Origin of the sequence: Paenibacillus sp. FSL F4-0100 (assembly GCF_037993005.1) — a bacterium.
In the GTDB taxonomy this organism is placed as follows: domain Bacteria; phylum Bacillota; class Bacilli; order Paenibacillales; family Paenibacillaceae; genus Paenibacillus_AQ.
Genome location: NZ_CP150303.1, coordinates 1,854,610 through 1,870,442 on the forward strand (window position 1 = coordinate 1,854,610; position 15,833 = coordinate 1,870,442).

A 15,833-nucleotide genomic window follows, 5' to 3' on the forward strand; every position below is an offset into this window, starting at 1 on the left:
AAAGGGAGTGCAGAACTTGAACAGGTTTGGCAGGCTGAATACACTGCGGAATCAAATTTTCCTTGGATTTATGCTGGTGATGGTTATCGTATTGGCATTGGTCGGGGTGTTTGTATATGATCAGGTTTCGGCCTTGCTGCGCAACAGTGCGGAGAAGCATATTCAGCAGACGGCCGTGCAGGCCACGGGTAAGCTGGATGCGCTGCTCAAGCAGGTGGATACATTGACGGCTCAAGTCTCGACGAACGCAACGGTTCAGCGTTTTCTGGCGCAGGAGACTGCGGGTAAGTCGATTACATTCGGAGAACGGCAGTCCCTTCAACAGGAGGTTCGTAAATATGAAGCCTATGCTACGGGCATCCGGTCGCTGGAATTATATACGAAGGACTATCGGCGGCTGTTTCCGCTGGATGAAGGCCGTCTGACCAGCCGGGTTAGGGGCGATTGGATTGCTGCGGCAGACCAGGGCATGGGGAAGCTGGTATGGTTCGGTCAGGATCCCCGGGATCCGGATGTGGTGGTAGCGGTACGGAGAATCCGTCTGATTGACCATTCCTTTGCCCACGGCGGGTACTTGCTCGTGAAGCTGGAGAAGGACTATTTTGCGCTGGCGGATTCGGCTGGCGGTACGGACAGCGATTCGCGTGAAACGATGGGATTGTTTGATCAGGCTGGGAATGAAATCTCGTCGGATTTTGTTACCCCGGTGGATGCGAAGGAGGTTTTGCAACGCGAAGGGGAGACGGTTACGCTCGGTCATGAAAATTACATTGCCGTACAGAAACAGTCTGAGGCCACGGGTTGGAACTTGGTCATCTTGACACCTGTCGATTATACGACTGAGGGGATATCGGTGCTGCGAACCGCGATTATCGTATCCGGGGGCGTTGGTGCGCTGCTGTTTCTGATTTTAAGCTTTATTCTGACCACGATGATCATCCGGCCGATTTTGAATCTGATCAAAGCCATGCGCGGCGTGAGGCTGGGGACGCTGAGGCCCATTGCCGTCACCTCGAAGACGATGGAGATCAACGAGCTTAACAATTCATACAACCAGATGGTAGATTCGCTGAACGAATTAATCGAGGTCGTGTATCAGAAGGAAATCATTCAGAGCCGGACAGAACTTAAAGCGCTGCAGGCACAGATCAATCCGCACTTTCTCTTTAACACATTGGAAGCGTTTTATTGGGCGCTGGATGATCAAGGCGAAGAAGAGCTGGCCCAAATCGTGGTTGCGATGTCCGGCTTATTCCGTTACGTCATTAACCGCAAAGACGAGGATGAGTGGGTAACAATCAGGGACGAGCTGGATCATGCTGAACGTTATTTGATGATTATGAAAATGCGGATGCTGGACCGGTTATCCTGGAAAATTGAGGCCGATGAAGCTAGCAAAAGCGTGCCGATTCCGAAACTGTTGATTCAGCCGATCGTGGAAAATGCGATCCTGCACGGGGTTGAGCAGCGATTGGGGCCAGGTGCCGTCATTGTGCGGGCGAATGCCTCCGATCGCCCTGGATATACGGTCATTTCGGTTACCGACGACGGCCCCGGAATGGACGAGGAGAGGGTGGCCTCTCTTTATTCCTCCATGGAAAAAGGATACACGGAATCTTCTAAAAAAAGCGGTGTCGGCATTGCCAATGTAGAGCAACGAATCCGGTTGTATTACGCTTCCGGACAAGCCGGCCTGCGTATTCACAGCGTGGTGGGTCAGGGAACGACGGTCTCATTTCAAATTCCGAATGATGTTCAGGCTAACGATGCCAAGGGGGAGAAGCATGAAAACGATACTGATCGTGGATGATGAACCGAGAACGAGGGAAGGGGTAAGAAAGACCCTGGAGGCATGGTCGTCTGGCCGCTGCAGAATCGTGACGGCATCAAGCGGCGTAGAGGCGCTGGAGTGGCTGCAGGGACAGGTGGCTCATCTGGTGGTGACGGACATCCGCATGCCGGAAATCGGGGGACTCGAGCTCATAGAGAGATTGCATGAATTAGAGCATCCGCCGGTCATTATTGTCATATCCGGTTATTCGGTATTCGATTATGCCCGGAAAGCGCTGCAATATGGCGTCGTGGATTACCTCCTGAAGCCGCTGGATAAGCGGAAGCTGGTGGCTGCGGTCGAATCGGCTCTGGAACGCCGGGAAAAAATAGATCGGATCGAGCGGATGGAGAAGCTGGTGGATCCCAAACTGCTGGAGACGTCGCAGCAGGATAAGCGCTACAGCATCCAGGTACAGGAAGCGCTGAAGCACGTGGATCAGCATCTTCAGGAGTCGGTATCGCTTAAGGAAGTTGCAGACGTGCTTCATCTGAATTCCAGTTATTTCAGCGTGTTATTCAAAGAGCAGACGGGGCTCACCTTCAGCGAATATCTGACGCGCCGCAGGGTGCAGCGGGCCAAGGAGCTGCTGGCGGGCACCTCGCTGCCTGTCGCGGAAATTGCAGAGAAGGTAGGATACCAAACGGCAAAATATTTTGTGAAGGTGTTCCGTGACCTTGAGGAAGTAAGCCCGAGTCAATACCGCCATAGCGTATCTGATAGCGGGGCGGAAATCTAATAAAAGTGGAATTAGTCCCAATCATTATGACCTTATACAATCATCCCCTCACTGATAAAATTTGATTAAAGCGGTTTCAATACGCGAACAGCATACTAGAAAAGGGGTTGTAAACGTGTTCAACAAAAAATGGACGGTTCTGCTTTTAACATTGTGTCTCGCTCTGGTTGCGACTGGTTGTGGATCGAGCAACAGCAGCACGGGGGATTCAGGCAGCAGCGGCAGCGAAGGCGAGAAAGTTACGGTGAACTTCATGCACTTATGGCCGGCAGGCGTTTCTGCAGGACAGAACAAAATCGTGAATCAGATCATCGAAGAATATCAAAAAGAGAATCCGAACGTGACGATCAAACAGGAAGTTCTGGATAATGAGCAATACAAAAATAAATTGAAAGTGCTTTCCGCGTCGAACGAGCTTCCGGACGTAGGGGTGACCTGGGCAGCCGGATTCCTGAAGCCTTATGTAGAAGGCAGCTTGTTTGCGCCGGTAGATGATTTGCTGGGGGGTCAGCTTAACGGAAAATTCGTAGCTGGCACGACCGAGGCTTATGCGATTGACGGCAAAACGTATGCGCTTCCACTCGAGTTCAATATCGCGCCGGTATATTACAACAAAGCGATATTCGAACAGCTTAACTTGGAAGTGCCGCAAACCTACGAAGAATTCAAGAATGTTGTGAAGGCGCTGTCCGATAACGGGATTGCTCCTATCGCACTAGGCAACAAGGACCGCTGGACCGGTTCGCTCTGGTACATGTACCTGGCAGATCGAATCGGCGGACAAGAAACGCTTGCCAGTGCAATTAGCGGTTCGGGTTCCTTCAAGGATGAATCGCTTGTAAAGGCAGCCGCAGAGGTTCAATCGCTGGTGGATGGCAATGCGTTTGTCAAAGGGTTCAACGGCTTATCCAACGAGGAAGCGAAATCCGAATTCCTGAACGGCAAAGCGGCCATGTACATGATGGGCACCTGGGAACTGCCTAACTTTACGACCAATGAAGAGATCCCGCAAGAGTTCCGCGACAGCGTCGGTTTCTTCAAATTCCCGACGGTTGAAGGCGGCAAAGGCGATATTAACAGCTGGGTAGGCGGACCGGGTGTTGGCTTGTTTATTGGCGAGAATTCCAAGGTGAAAGAGGAATCCAAGAAGTTCGTTGAGTATTTCGTAACCAAGTGGGGCGAGCAGTCTGTTACAGGTGCTGGTGTCATCCCGGCAACGAAGGTGGATACCTCAACGCTTGAGCTTCCACAGCTGTACATCGATCTGTTTGATGAAATGAATCAAGCAAGCAGTATCACCTTGTTCGCGGATGTACAGATGGAGGCGAATGCCGCCGAGACGCATCTGAACATGATTCAGGCGCTCTTCGGCAAAGCCGTAACGCCGGACAAATTCTCCGAAGAGCATGATGCAGCGATCTCCAAAGGGAACTAAGACTCTTTAGGACAACAAAGAAACGGGACCCTGGTTTATCCGGCAGTGATGCCGGATAAATCTTTCCTCTAGACCATATGGAGAAAGGAGTCGGACACTTTGGATAAAGTGATGTCCAACAAAAAAATCATCGCGCTGTACGTGCTGCCTGCACTGCTTGTGATTATGGCCGTCGTTTATATTCCAATTCTATTGACCGCCTATTACGGACTGAACGAATGGAACGGCATTGGTGCAATGACCTTTATCGGACTCGATAATTACCAGGCGCTGCTCTCAGACGGCAAGTTCTGGGATAGTGCATGGCACTCCCTGCTGTTAGCCGTATTCTCGGCTGCAAGCCTTATGATCTATCTGGCCGTGGCGATGGTGCTGGCCTCCAAGATCAAAGGCGCCAACCTGTTCCGCAAAATCTATCTCATACCCATGCTGCTGTCCTCCGTTGCGATCGCGCAGCTGTGGCTCCGCATTTACCACCCGACGAACGGGATTGTGAACAGCTTCCTGGAGTCCATCGGGATCACGAACCCGCCGGCATGGCTTGCTGAATCGTCGCTTGTCTTGTTTGCTTTGTTTATTCCGATTCTGTGGCAGTATGCCGGTTTTTATATTTTGATCTATTATGCAGCTCTGAAGAACATCCCGGCATCGCTGGTTGAAGCTGCCAAGATCGACGGGGCAACCTCCATGCAAATTGCGTTCCGGATCAAGCTTCCACTCATCATGGAAGTGATTAAGGTTACGATCGTGCTGGCGGTGGTAGGTTCCTTGAAATATTTTGACCTCATCTTTGTCATGACGGACGGGGGCCCTAACGGCGCGAGCGAAGTGATGGCTTCCTATATGTATCATACGGCTTTCCGCGCTTATGATTTCGGTTACGGCAGCGCGATCGGGTTCTTCCTGCTGGTGATCTGTCTGATCGTAACGTGGGTCATCCGGAAATTAACGGCATCAAAAGAAACGATCCAATATTCATAAGGAGGGAAACTTCATGATATCCGGAGCCACAGGACAACTCCAAGACGGGCGTGCTCGGTCCGGAAACGGAGTGGGAGGTAAGCTGGGTTACACGCTGCTGTATATCGTGCTGATCGGAGTAGCCGTATTTCAGCTGTTTCCGCTCGTATGGCTGCTGCTGTTCTCATTAAAAAACAATCAGGAAGTATTCGATCTTCCTCCGCTGTCCCTTCCCATGAATCCGCGCTGGGAGAATTACGAGAAGGTATGGAGTGCCGGCAACATCAGCGTTTATTTTCTGAATAGCGTCTGGATTACCGTCGTAGCAACAGCACTAACGGTCATATTAGGGAGTCTTGTCACCTTCGCGATTACGAGAATGAAGTGGAAGGGCAGTTCCTTTGTCCTCGGTTTGTTCATGGTTGCCATGATGATTCCTGTTCATTCCACCTTGATCCCACTGTTCAGCATGTTCAACAAGGTTGGCTTGACCGATCATCCGGTTTCTTTGATATTGTCGTACGTGGCTTTCAATATGCCGATTACGATTATGATTCTGCTCGGGTTTTATTACACGCTGCCAAAGGAAGTGGAAGAAGCAGCGGTCATGGACGGCTGCTCGGTTCACCGGGTCTTCTTCCGGATTGTGCTTCCGATGACGGGCTCGGTGCTGGCGACAACAGCCATTATTAACATGATCTACAACTGGAACGAGTTTATTTTCGTGAATACGTTTATCAGCTCGGATATGTTCAAGACGCTCACCGTTGGCGTGCAAAACTTTATCGGACAATATACAACCGATTGGGGTGCTATTGGCGCAACCTTGATGATCAGCATTTTGCCAATATTGCTGATGTTCCTTTTCCTCAGTGATCGTATCGTGGAAGGCATCGCTGCTGGTTCAGTGAAAGGTTAAGTTTCATAGAACTCATCCATTTCCGGGTAAAAAATATCGAGCCGCTTCCAAGAAGACTATCTTGGAGCGGCTCGTTTGCTATATATCTCCATCTATAGCACAGCTTTCAGAAGAAGAGGCATCCGAAGGTTGGATCTACCTTTGAGATGCCTCTTACTTCAATCCGCTGTCGTTAAACCCATCCCAATGCCCGGGCCACCTGAGTAACAAGGAAGGTAACGCCGATTGCGATAGCCGTCGGGATGGCAAAGGACAGGAACGTCCACTTCGCGCTTTTGGTTTCCTTCCAGATGTTGACGAGCGTGGTTCCGCAAGGATAGTGGAGCAGTGAGAACAGCATCATGTTTAGCGCGGTCAGCCAGGTCCAGCCTTGATCCAGGAAGATTTGCTTAAGGGCAAACATATCGGTAACCTCGGTCAGGGAGCCCGTAGCCAAATATCCCATCAGCAGGATTGGCAGCACGATTTCATTTGCGGGCAGTCCGATGATGAAGGCCATCAGAATGAAGCCGTCGAGTCCGAGCGCTCGCGCAAACGGATCAAGGAATTCAACGAAATGAACCAGAATGCTGGAATCGCCAATATAGATGTTGGCAAGTACCCAGGTAAGCACGCCTGCAGGTGCCGCTACGATAATGGCTCTGCGCAGGACATAGATGGTTTTATCCAGGGTTGACCGGAGAATCGTATTCAGAATCTTCGGTTTACGGTATGGCGGCAGCTCCAGGGTGTAGTGGGAAGGAATGCCTTTCAAGGCGGTTTTAGATAATCCCCATGATACCGCGAGCGTGACAACGACACCGATCAGCACCATGCCCATAACAACGGAAGCCGTCACGAGCGTCTGGGCTCCTCCCGAAAAACCTGCAGCCATGAACAAGGAGGCCAGCAGGATCAGGGTTGGCCAGCGGCCGTTGCAGGGCACGAAGTTGTTGGTCAGAATGGCGAGCATTCGCTCCCGCGGCGACTCGATAATCCGGGTCGACATAATGGCCGCCGCATTGCAGCCGAATCCCATCGCCATGGTAAGGGACTGCTTGCCGTGCGCTCCCGTTTTTTTGAACAGGCGGTCCAGGTTAAAGGCTACCCGAGGCAAATAGCCATAGTTCTCAAGCAGTGCAAAGGCCGGAAAGAAGATGGCCATGGGAGGCAGCATGACACTGACGACCCAGGAGGTACCCCGGAACAATCCGAGTATCAGCACACCATAGAGCCAATCGGGAGCATGGAGAGCCTGAAAGGCCATCGTCAGGTATCCTTCGATCCAGCCAAAGAAACTTGCCAGCATGGAGGAAGGCACGTTAGCGCCTGCGATCGTTAAGTAAAAAATAACGCCGAGCATAGCCAGCATGATCGGAAATCCCCACAGCTTGGAGGTGAAGATGCGGTCCAGACGCTCGGAACGGTACAGAAGCTCCCGGTTGGTCACGGTGACGGCTTCACTGCACAGCTCGCGGGATTTTTTGAATAACTCACCCACGATATCTTCCCGAACATCCTCTACCTGCTCAGCAGGAATGATGGCTGTTAGAGCTTCCAAGCGCTTTAGCTGTTCCAAGTGAAATCCCCCCTTTATCCGAAGCTTTTAATCGGTCTTTCAGCGTCGCGATCAGCCTCCGGTCTCCATCGAGAAAACGGATGGCCAGCCATCTGGCTGGATATTCGTCGCCGAAAATGTCTCGTAATTCGGACTCCAGGCCGGAAATTTGCGCTTCCAGCTGTTCGTTATATTTCATCCGGTACGGCGTAGTCGGAGTCTGCCCTGTGCACATTAGAAGCAGCTGCTCGGACAGGTTATCCAGCCCATCGTTATTTCTGGCTGATATCGGAATGACGGGAACGCCGAGCTGATCCGTAAGCTTGCGTGCGTTAATCTTGATTCCTTTTTTCTTCGCTTCATCCATCAGATTCAGGCAGACGATGACCCGGTCGGTCATTTCCAACACTTGAAGCGCAAGGTTAAGACTTCTTTCCAGCGCCGTAGAATCCAGAACCAGCAGGGTAACGTCCGGTTTCTCAAAAATAATATAATCGCGCGCCACTTCTTCATCGGCCGAGTTGGAGAACAAGGAGTACGTTCCGGGCAGATCGATAAATTGGAAGCGGGTGTCTTTGTAATCGTAATTGCCGCTTGCGAGACTGACCGTTTTGCCGGACCAGTTGCCGGTGTGCTGCTTTAGGCCGGTGAGGGCATTAAAAAGCGTGCTTTTGCCCGTGTTCGGGTTGCCAGCCAGTGCGACAGTAAAAGTTCTCATAATGACATCACCTTACCCCAGATTAACTGACTTTCTTCTTTTCTTAATGCAATGACGGTACCTGCTACTCTATAAGAGGTGGGGTCACCGAGCGGGCTGGCTTTCAGCACTTCTATAACGGAACCCGGAACGAATCCGAGGTCCAGAAGCCGCCGTTTATGCTCCCCGCGGATATCCACCTGTTCAATCAGAAACCGCTCGCCGAGCGCTGCCTGATGCAAATGCTGCCTATTCTTTGTCTCACCCATAAAGTTTAACCTCTCCCTACTAAATTGGGCCGAGCATATAATGTTTCCTCGAAGCAACTTTATGCCTATAGTATGACTGAATGCGTGTGTTGTCAACTGAATTCATCAGATATTTATTCGAGTTTCATGCGGCGTTTGACGATGCAATCACCATTTTATGCTTGAAGGGAGAACAAGATCCATGTAATATCTATATATGAGCAATTATTCATATAATTGGAGTGATACCTATATGATGTGGGATGTAATCGTTATCGGCGCGGGGCAGGCAGGATTGGCAACCGGCTATTGGTTGCGGCAGGCAGGGATGAAGTTTCTGTTGTTGGATCGGGGATCGGAGGCAGGCGATGCATGGAAGACGAGATATGATTCGCTGAAGTTGTTTACACCGAGAACTCACAGTGCATTGCATGGAATGAGGATAGATGGGGATCCGGACGGGTTCCCGGACAAAGATGAAATGGCTTCCTATCTGAAATCCTATGCAGAACGGTTTAAGCTGCCCATCCAATTTGAGACGGATGTGAAGTGTGTCCATAAGGAAGAAGACAGGTTTATAATCGAAACCCATGCGGGAGAATATCATGCGAAGTCGCTGATTATCGCTACCGGGCCGTTCCGGCAGCCTCGCATTCCGGCGTTTGCAGCATCGGTTCCAGCGGATATTGTCCAGCTGCATTCCTCCGATTACAGGCGACCTTCCCAGCTTCAAGAGGGCGGCGTTCTTGTCGTTGGCGGCGGGAACAGCGGGGCGCAGATAGCGGTCGAACTGTCTGGCGGTCGGGAAACGTATTTGGCTCTTGGACAGCAGCCGCGGTATTTACCCATGACCGTTGGGGGCAAGGGGATGTTCTGGTGGTTGGACAAACTCGGCATTCTATCAGCCAGCGGTTCCTCCTGGGTGGGACGTAAGCTGAAGCGTCGGGGAGACCCGATTTTTGGATATGAATTGAAACAAGCGGTCAAGTGCGGTAAAGTGGTGTTGAAAAAGAGAGCCGTTGATGCCGGCGCTTCCGGCATGCGATTCGAGGATGGAACGGAGCTTAAGGTTCGGAATATCATCTGGGCAACCGGCTTTGTTTCCAGCTATGATTGGCTTCATGTGGATCAAGCGCTGAATCATAAGAAGGCTGTTATTCATACACGCGGTATCAGTCCGGTGAAGGGGCTCTATTATGTAGGTTTGCCTTGGCAGACGCACCGGGGCTCCGCACTCTTGGCAGGAGTTTCACGGGATGCCCGCGAAATCGTTCAAGCCATTATGGAGAAGAGGGGATTAGTTTATGGAAAAAGAGCACCATGAGCTGCTGCACGAAGACCAGGCCATGGAAGCGTCACGACTGCTGAAGGCCATTTCGGATCCGACGCGGATCCGGATTCTTCATTTGCTCTCGCAAGAAGAATGCCCGGTCGGCCATATTGCCGAGGTGCTTGGCATGAGTCAGTCGGCGGTATCCCACCAGCTTGGCTATCTGCGCAGTTTAAGACTGGTCAAATACCGGAGGGACGGAAATACATATTTTTATACGTATGAAGATGATCATGTCATCGGGATCTTGCGGCAAGTGCTGGATCATATCGCTCATTAAGTATGCCTGTCCTTTTCATGCTTGACATTCTGAACGTCCGGCTGTAATGTATTGGAAAATGAATTTCCCGTGAATAACGATCATCAAGGACATGAGGATGCATGATTCGGCGAGACAGAAAAGAAGCCCCCGGCTGAAAGGCTTCCACCGCTTGGCTGCGTCCTTCCTACCTTGTAGTTGCCCGCTGTCAACAAGCGGAGCCGATTCGGCCCGTTACCGCCTTATGAAGCATCTTGCAAGGAGCGCCTTTTGCGTCCCGCAAGATGGAATCAGGGTGGTACCACGAGCACATTCGTCCCTAGGAGCGAATGTGCTCTTTTTTGCGCTCAGGCAGGTTCATTCATGGAGATAAGAAGGAGTATGAGGAAGATGCGGCAAAGCCAATTATTGATGACAACGATGCGTGATGTGCCTTCCGAGGCGGAGGCACTGAGCCATCAATGGATGCTCCGTGGCGGCTATATCCGTCAAACGGCGGCAGGAATCTATTCGTATCTGCCGCTGGGCTGGCGGGTCTTGCGGAAGATCGAAGCGATTATTCGGAAGGAAATGGATGCCTCTGGCGGGCAGGAGATGCTCATGCCTGCCGTCCAGCCCGCCGAGCTGTGGAAGGAATCGGGCAGGTACGATATTTACGGATCGGAACTCATCAGGCTGCATGACCGCCATGACCGGGAGTTCGTGCTTGGGCCAACCCATGAAGAAGTGATTACGTCTATCGTTCGCCAAGAGATTTCTTCCTACCGGAAGTTGCCGGTGAACCTGTACCAAATTCAGAGCAAATACCGGGATGAGCGGCGTCCGCGTTTCGGCCTGCTGCGGGGCCGTGAATTCCTGATGAAGGATGCGTATTCTTTCGACCGGGACTGGGAGGGCCTGGATGTGTCCTACCGGAACATGTATGAAACGTATGAACGAATCTTTAGGCGCTGCGGTCTGACGTTCCGGGCGGTGGAAGCTGATGCAGGTGCCATTGGTGGGCAAGGGGAAACCCATGAGTTTATGGCGCTGGCGGATATAGGCGAGGATACCGTTGTTTCGTGCAGCGATTGCAGTTATGCAGCAAATCTGGAGCGTGCGGAGTCTAAGGCTCCGGCTAAGCAGGTTGATAGGAAGTCCGCGGCCGCTGACGGTCATTCTGCCATAGAGCAGATATTGACGCCAAATGTGAAGAGTATTCAGGAATTGACTAACTTCCTCCAAGTCCGCTCGGAGCAATTGATCAAGACACTGATTTACCAAGTGGACGGAGAACGAGTCGCGGTCCTTGTCCGGGGAGACCGTGAAGCGAACGAGGCAAAAGTGAAGTCTTACCTAGAAGCAGAACTCGCGGAATTAGCGAGTGCCGAAGAGGTGATGCAGGCGACGGGAGCCCCAGTCGGGTTTGCGGGACCGGTAGGCCTTTCCCTAAAAGTATTGGTCGATTACGAAGTAGCAGCGATGGCAGAGGGGATTACAGGTGGCAATCAAGGGGATTTCCATTTAAAGGGGGTCCGTCCAGGACGTGATTTTTCGCTGGAGTATACCGGCGACTTTCGGAATGTAATCGAAGGAGAACCTTGCCCGCGCTGCGGAGCGCCGCTCGAATTTCATCGCGGGATTGAGCTTGGACATGTGTTCAAGCTGGGTACGAAATACAGTGACGCCATGAACGGTATGTATCTGGATTCCGACGGGCGGGAGAAACCGCTGATCATGGGCTGCTACGGTATTGGCGTCTCCCGCGTCATGGCCGCCATCGCCGAGCAGCGTATCTCGGATGAGCGATTGGTCTGGCCGATGTCCGTCGCTCCGTTCAAGGTGCACATTATCCCGGTTGCGGTTAAGGATGAGGCCCAAATGAAACTGGCTGAACATATCTACAGCGAGCTGAACAAGGCTGGTCTGGAGCCGCTGTTGGATGACCGGGACGAACGGGCCGGCGTCAAGTTCAAGGATGCCGACCTTGCCGGCGCTCCGCTGCGTCTGATCGTTGGCCGCGGTGCAGCTAACGGAGAGGTCGAATGGATGGGCGAGGACGGCCTTAAGATCAAACTACCTGCTGAGGAAGCCATCCAGCGTTCACGCGAGGAGGCAGCCCGACAGTTGTATGGATGAAATCCGGTCCAACCCAAGGAATCGGTTGCCCGGAATCACGGGCATGAACGAGGATCCGTAAGGATACGAACGATCGAATAAACATCTTTCTATAACGGAACACCCCTGAAATAGCAAGAACGTGAGCTGGTCCTTGACTATCCAGGGGTGTTTTTTTTGCGTCGGCCAGACTAAGGCTATCCTTTCACCGCTCCGGCCGTAATGCCTTTGGTCATCTGCTCGGTGAACAGGAGATAGATCAGAATGGTTGGCAGGGCGATGATGGTCATAACGGCAAATTGCGCTCCGTAATTGGAGGAATACTCCCCTGCAAACTTCATGATGGAGAAGGGGATCGTCTTGATGTCCTCGCTGGTGAGGAAGGTGTTGGCCATAATGAATTCATTCCATGTGCTGATAAAGTTGAGCACGCAGATCGTGGCGATCGCCGGCTTGGTAATCGGGAAGATGATTTTGAAGATGACGCCAAATATACCGGCCCCGTCCATCACGGCCGATTCCTCGATCGCCCTGGGGATGGTCTCCAGAAACCCGGTCATGATGAACATGCTGATCGGAATGACGATGGCCGTATACGGAAGAATCAAGGTGAACAGGTTGTTCAGCATGTCCAGCTTGTGGAACAGGATGAAGTTCGGCAGCAGCGTGGCATGAATCGGAATGATCATGCCGAGCATGACGAATCCCAGGAAGAAACCGCTCAGCTTCCATCGCATGCGCGTAAAGGCATAACCCATCATGAGTGACAGCACAGCGGAAGCCGCAACCGTGATGACGGTGACCAGCAGGCTGTTAAAGAAGAATAGAGGCACGCGGCCATAGGTGAACGCGTTTTTATAGTTTTCCCATTGGGGCGGGTCCGGCCACACCAGAAAGTTTTTCCCGAAAAAATCCCCGCTTTTCAGCAGAGAGTAATCCACCAGCCAGATCAAAGGGAAGAGCTGGATCAGGGCAACGACGATCATAAAAGCAAACAGCGCGATTTTAGGCCAGGGGCTGCGCCGGACGATCCGGCTTGAAGCGGGTATAGCTTGTGGTTTCCGGGCTGGTGGCGATATTGGTAATGACAACGGTAAATCCTCCTTTTTCGCTTAAAACTCTCCGACGTCTTTTTTCAAAGCTTTATTCAGCACGACGGTTAGCATCAGACAAAATACGATGAACAGCACCGAGATGGCATTCCCGTATCCGTAGAGGGACGAGGAGAACGCGACCTTGTAAATGTAATTGCCCAGAAATTGCGTGCTGTTGGCGGGTCCACCGTTTGTCATGAGAAACACGGTTTCCATCTGTTTCAGGCAGGTGGTGACAGCAATGATGATAGCCACACGCATCATGGGAGCCAGCAGCGGGATCATGATCCGGGTGTACAGCTGCGTATGGGTGGCGCCGTCAATTTTGGCCGCTTCGCCCAGATCCTTGGGAATCCCCTGGAGACCCGAGTAGTACAGCAGCAGCGCATATCCGAAACCTTGCCACATGACAACCACGATAATGCACCAGATGGCGGTATGGGGATCGCCGAGCCAGTCATGCTTCAGCACGCCCAGCCCGATGCCCTCCAGAAATTTGTTGAGCAGCCCGTAATTGGGATGGAAAATCCCGCTCCACAGTTTAGCGGTCACCACAATCGAGATGACGGCTGGAATAAAGAAAATGGTCCGAAATATTTTCTCGTATTTCCCGCAATGGGTAAGGAAGATGGCGAGCAGAATGGCGATCGGATGCTGGATCACAAGGGTAGCGGCCGTGAGCAGCAGCGCATTCCGGAGCGAATTCCAAAATACGGGGTCCTCGAACAGAATCTCCTTATAATTACTCAGGCCTACAAAATCGTATTTGCCGATTCCGCCCCAATCGGTCGAGCCGTAATAAGCGCTCATGACGATCGGGATGCAGATCATGAATGCAAACAAGATCAAGCCCGGGGCGATGAGTAGAAAAATGGCTTTTTTGTCACTAAGTACTTTGTGCATGGCGTTCAACATCTCCGTCCTTCATAATCTTGATGGGGCCACGCGCTTTCACTGGCTCCCAAATCTCCGACTAAATCTATCGTATCCGAGCGCTGATGGCAGGAACATGCCGGAAATTTACGATGAGTGTATTCATTTTTCAGAGGATGTTTCATTCATGCCGCGGCGAGCGAAGCCGGCTCCGAGATCCTGCGTGATGTTCAGTGAACCGTGGACTCCAATCGAGGCAAATAGGAATGGTTTTTCGTAATTTTCGCATGAAAAAAGAGCGCCCCGCAGGCCATACAGACCTTGTCGGGACGCTCCGTGAATTTCCATGTTATTTGGCGTTGGCTTTAGAAGCCGCCGCATCCAGTTCCTTGGCGAATTGCTCCGGCGTGATTTTGCCCGACAGCAGCTGCTGATGGATCTCCATCGATTTTTGCTTGAACTCGTCGCTGGATATGTCCTGAAGCGGCGTGCCGGCAGACGAAGTCATATTGGTGAAAATATCGATCAGCTGCTCTTGCAGCTCGGTTTCTTCACCCGTTAAGTACTGGTCGAATTTTTGCGCTGGCGTGCCTGCGCCCGATTGCCATACTTTTTTCGGCCAGTTGTCCGGCGCGAAGAAGTATTTCATGAACGCGATGGCAGCGTCCGCGTGCTTGGTGTTTTTGGAGATGGCGTAACCGCCGCCATACCATGCCGCGATGTCCGTTTGCGAGCCCTTATCGGAAGCCGGGAAGGAGATCGCGCCGACGTTCTGACGGAAATCTTCGGAGAAGTTCTCATCGGTAGCCAGACTGGCTTCCCAGTTCCCCATGAAGAACATCGCCGCCTGTCCTTGTCCGAACAGGTTTCGCGCCGTACCGTAATCGGCCGTCAACCAGCCGTCCGCAAAGCCTTTGGCATCGGCAAAAGCCAGCATGTCCGAGGCACCCTGAATAAGGGTTGGGTCCGTGAAAGAGATTTCGCCGTTAAATGCTTTGTCCATCAGCGTAAAGTCGCCGCTTGCACGCTGTGCGTAATAATCGAACATAATCGGCAGCGTCCAGCCTTCCATCCCGTTAATCGCGACAGGGTTAATGTTCTTGGCTCGCAGCTGCTTCACGACATCCAGCAGTTCCGCAACAGTGGCTGGTACCTTTAAACCGTTATCGTCAAAAATCTTTTTGTTGTAGTAGAGGACGGCATAGTCCGTATTCCGCGGAATCCCGTACATTTTCCCGTCTTTGCTGAAACCGTCGACCGAGCCGGCCACGAAATTGCTACCGCTAAAGTCATCCGGATTCAATTCGAGCAACATGTCGTTATCGAGCAGCGGGGAGAGGAAAGAAGGTTGTCCCCATGCCTGAATAATGTCCGGCAGCTGGTTGGTGGAGGCATACACTTTGATTTTGGCTTTGTAAGGCTCATCCTGCAGCGCTTCAACCTCGATTTTGACATTCGGGTTCTCCTGCATGTAGGCGTCGATGATTTCCTGCTCGATTTTACCTGGGCCGTTCGCGCGATCTGCATAAGCCGTGAACATCTTCAACGTTACCGCTTCTTCCGTTTTCGTGCCTGGATCTGTCCCGGTTTCATCCGGCTTCGGGTTCGATCCGCTGTCCGTTGCGGTCGTTCCTCCGGAACCGCCGCAACCTGCCAGAATGACGGCCATGATCACCGTCAGCAGCCACAATCTCATAGGTTTCATTTGGTTAACCCACCTTTATCGATATTTTTCAGCTTGCAAGATTCATCATACCGGGCCGAGGAAACGGGCAACATGCCTAAAATTTCAGATGGATGTATGCATTTTTCAG

14 protein-coding genes are annotated in these 15,833 nt (G+C 51.9%); 8 read left to right on the forward strand and 6 right to left on the reverse strand.

What is annotated here, in order from left to right; translation table 11 throughout:
* Nucleotides 1-16: 16 nt before the first annotated feature.
* From MHH48_RS08060 to MHH48_RS08080, 5 genes are all read left to right on the forward strand, one after another.
* Nucleotides 17-1,810: a sensor histidine kinase gene (locus MHH48_RS08060; RefSeq protein WP_076323075.1), complete on the forward strand. Its 1,794-nt coding sequence runs from the start codon at nucleotides 17-19 to the stop codon at nucleotides 1,808-1,810.
* A complete protein-coding gene (locus MHH48_RS08065) occupies nucleotides 1,785-2,570 on the forward strand; it encodes a response regulator (RefSeq protein ID WP_076323076.1) in 786 nt (261 codons plus the stop codon). The genes MHH48_RS08060 and MHH48_RS08065 overlap by 26 nt, the downstream gene beginning before the upstream one ends.
* 115 nt (nucleotides 2,571-2,685) lie before the next feature.
* The gene (locus tag MHH48_RS08070) at nucleotides 2,686-4,005 is read left to right on the forward strand and encodes an extracellular solute-binding protein (protein ID WP_076323077.1); all 1,320 of its coding nucleotides are present in this window, start codon (nucleotides 2,686-2,688) and stop codon (nucleotides 4,003-4,005) included.
* 99 nt (nucleotides 4,006-4,104) lie between these two features.
* Nucleotides 4,105-4,986 carry a sugar ABC transporter permease gene (locus MHH48_RS08075; protein WP_076323078.1) on the forward strand — a complete coding sequence of 294 codons (882 nt, stop codon included), beginning with the start codon at nucleotides 4,105-4,107 and terminating at the stop codon, nucleotides 4,984-4,986.
* A gap of 13 nt (nucleotides 4,987-4,999) precedes the next feature.
* A complete protein-coding gene (locus tag MHH48_RS08080; protein WP_076323079.1) occupies nucleotides 5,000-5,884 on the forward strand; it encodes a carbohydrate ABC transporter permease in 885 nt (294 codons plus the stop codon).
* A gap of 172 nt (nucleotides 5,885-6,056) precedes the next feature.
* Here the strand turns inward: MHH48_RS08080 and MHH48_RS08085 are convergent, their stop codons facing one another.
* Genes MHH48_RS08085 through MHH48_RS08095 form a run of 3 tightly spaced genes read right to left on the reverse strand, consistent with a single transcriptional unit; the run spans nucleotide 6,057 to nucleotide 8,387 of the window.
* Nucleotides 6,057-7,442 carry a nucleoside recognition domain-containing protein gene (locus tag MHH48_RS08085; protein WP_076323080.1) on the reverse strand — a complete coding sequence of 462 codons (1,386 nt, stop codon included), beginning with the start codon at nucleotides 7,440-7,442 and terminating at the stop codon, nucleotides 6,057-6,059.
* Nucleotides 7,393-8,139 (reverse strand): FeoB small GTPase domain-containing protein, encoded by a 747-nt coding sequence (locus MHH48_RS08090; RefSeq protein ID WP_076323081.1) that lies wholly within the window; start codon nucleotides 8,137-8,139, stop codon nucleotides 7,393-7,395. The genes MHH48_RS08085 and MHH48_RS08090 overlap by 50 nt, the downstream gene beginning before the upstream one ends.
* Nucleotides 8,136-8,387 carry a FeoA family protein gene (locus tag MHH48_RS08095; protein ID WP_076323082.1) on the reverse strand — a complete coding sequence of 84 codons (252 nt, stop codon included), beginning with the start codon at nucleotides 8,385-8,387 and terminating at the stop codon, nucleotides 8,136-8,138. Before MHH48_RS08095 ends, MHH48_RS08090 begins: the two co-directional genes overlap by 4 nt.
* 235 nt (nucleotides 8,388-8,622) lie before the next feature.
* Between MHH48_RS08095 and MHH48_RS08100 the strand changes: the two genes are divergently transcribed.
* The 3 genes from MHH48_RS08100 (at nucleotide 8,623) to MHH48_RS08110 (ending at nucleotide 12,073) form a co-directional block, all read left to right on the forward strand.
* Nucleotides 8,623-9,690, forward strand: coding sequence for an NAD(P)-binding domain-containing protein (locus MHH48_RS08100; RefSeq protein ID WP_076323182.1), 1,068 nt, complete (start codon nucleotides 8,623-8,625; stop codon nucleotides 9,688-9,690).
* Nucleotides 9,671-9,976 carry a metalloregulator ArsR/SmtB family transcription factor gene (locus tag MHH48_RS08105; protein WP_076323083.1) on the forward strand — a complete coding sequence of 102 codons (306 nt, stop codon included), beginning with the start codon at nucleotides 9,671-9,673 and terminating at the stop codon, nucleotides 9,974-9,976. Before MHH48_RS08100 ends, MHH48_RS08105 begins: the two co-directional genes overlap by 20 nt.
* Before the next feature lie 369 nt (nucleotides 9,977-10,345).
* Nucleotides 10,346-12,073 (forward strand): proline--tRNA ligase, encoded by a 1,728-nt coding sequence (locus MHH48_RS08110; RefSeq protein ID WP_076323084.1) that lies wholly within the window; start codon nucleotides 10,346-10,348, stop codon nucleotides 12,071-12,073.
* A 176-nt stretch (nucleotides 12,074-12,249) separates the two neighbouring features.
* Here the strand turns inward: MHH48_RS08110 and MHH48_RS08115 are convergent, their stop codons facing one another.
* The 3 genes from MHH48_RS08115 to MHH48_RS08125 all read right to left on the reverse strand — a co-directional run bounded on the left by MHH48_RS08115 (nucleotide 12,250) and on the right by MHH48_RS08125 (nucleotide 15,724).
* Complete coding sequence (locus MHH48_RS08115; RefSeq protein WP_179090641.1) at nucleotides 12,250-13,143, reverse strand: carbohydrate ABC transporter permease; 894 nt, start codon at nucleotides 13,141-13,143, stop codon at nucleotides 12,250-12,252.
* 21 nt (nucleotides 13,144-13,164) lie between these two features.
* Nucleotides 13,165-14,049, reverse strand: coding sequence for a sugar ABC transporter permease (locus tag MHH48_RS08120; RefSeq protein ID WP_076323184.1), 885 nt, complete (start codon nucleotides 14,047-14,049; stop codon nucleotides 13,165-13,167).
* 319 nt (nucleotides 14,050-14,368) lie between these two features.
* Nucleotides 14,369-15,724, reverse strand: coding sequence for an extracellular solute-binding protein (locus MHH48_RS08125; protein WP_083659680.1), 1,356 nt, complete (start codon nucleotides 15,722-15,724; stop codon nucleotides 14,369-14,371).
* Between the last annotated feature and the right edge of the window lie 109 nt (nucleotides 15,725-15,833).

Coding starts and splice junctions, on each gene's coding strand:
- MHH48_RS08065 (WP_076323076.1), top strand. CDS start 1,785: ATGAAAACGATACTGATCGTGGATGATGAACCGAGAACGAGGGAAGGG.
- MHH48_RS08080 (WP_076323079.1), top strand. CDS start 5,000: ATGATATCCGGAGCCACAGGACAACTCCAAGACGGGCGTGCTCGGTCC.
- MHH48_RS08090 (WP_076323081.1), bottom strand. CDS start 8,139: ATGAGAACTTTTACTGTCGCACTGGCTGGCAACCCGAACACGGGCAAA.
- MHH48_RS08095 (WP_076323082.1), bottom strand. CDS start 8,387: ATGGGTGAGACAAAGAATAGGCAGCATTTGCATCAGGCAGCGCTCGGC.
- MHH48_RS08100 (WP_076323182.1), top strand. CDS start 8,623: ATGTGGGATGTAATCGTTATCGGCGCGGGGCAGGCAGGATTGGCAACC.
- MHH48_RS08105 (WP_076323083.1), top strand. CDS start 9,671: ATGGAAAAAGAGCACCATGAGCTGCTGCACGAAGACCAGGCCATGGAA.
- MHH48_RS08110 (WP_076323084.1), top strand. CDS start 10,346: ATGCGGCAAAGCCAATTATTGATGACAACGATGCGTGATGTGCCTTCC.
- MHH48_RS08120 (WP_076323184.1), bottom strand. CDS start 14,049: ATGCACAAAGTACTTAGTGACAAAAAAGCCATTTTTCTACTCATCGCC.
- MHH48_RS08125 (WP_083659680.1), bottom strand. CDS start 15,724: ATGAAACCTATGAGATTGTGGCTGCTGACGGTGATCATGGCCGTCATT.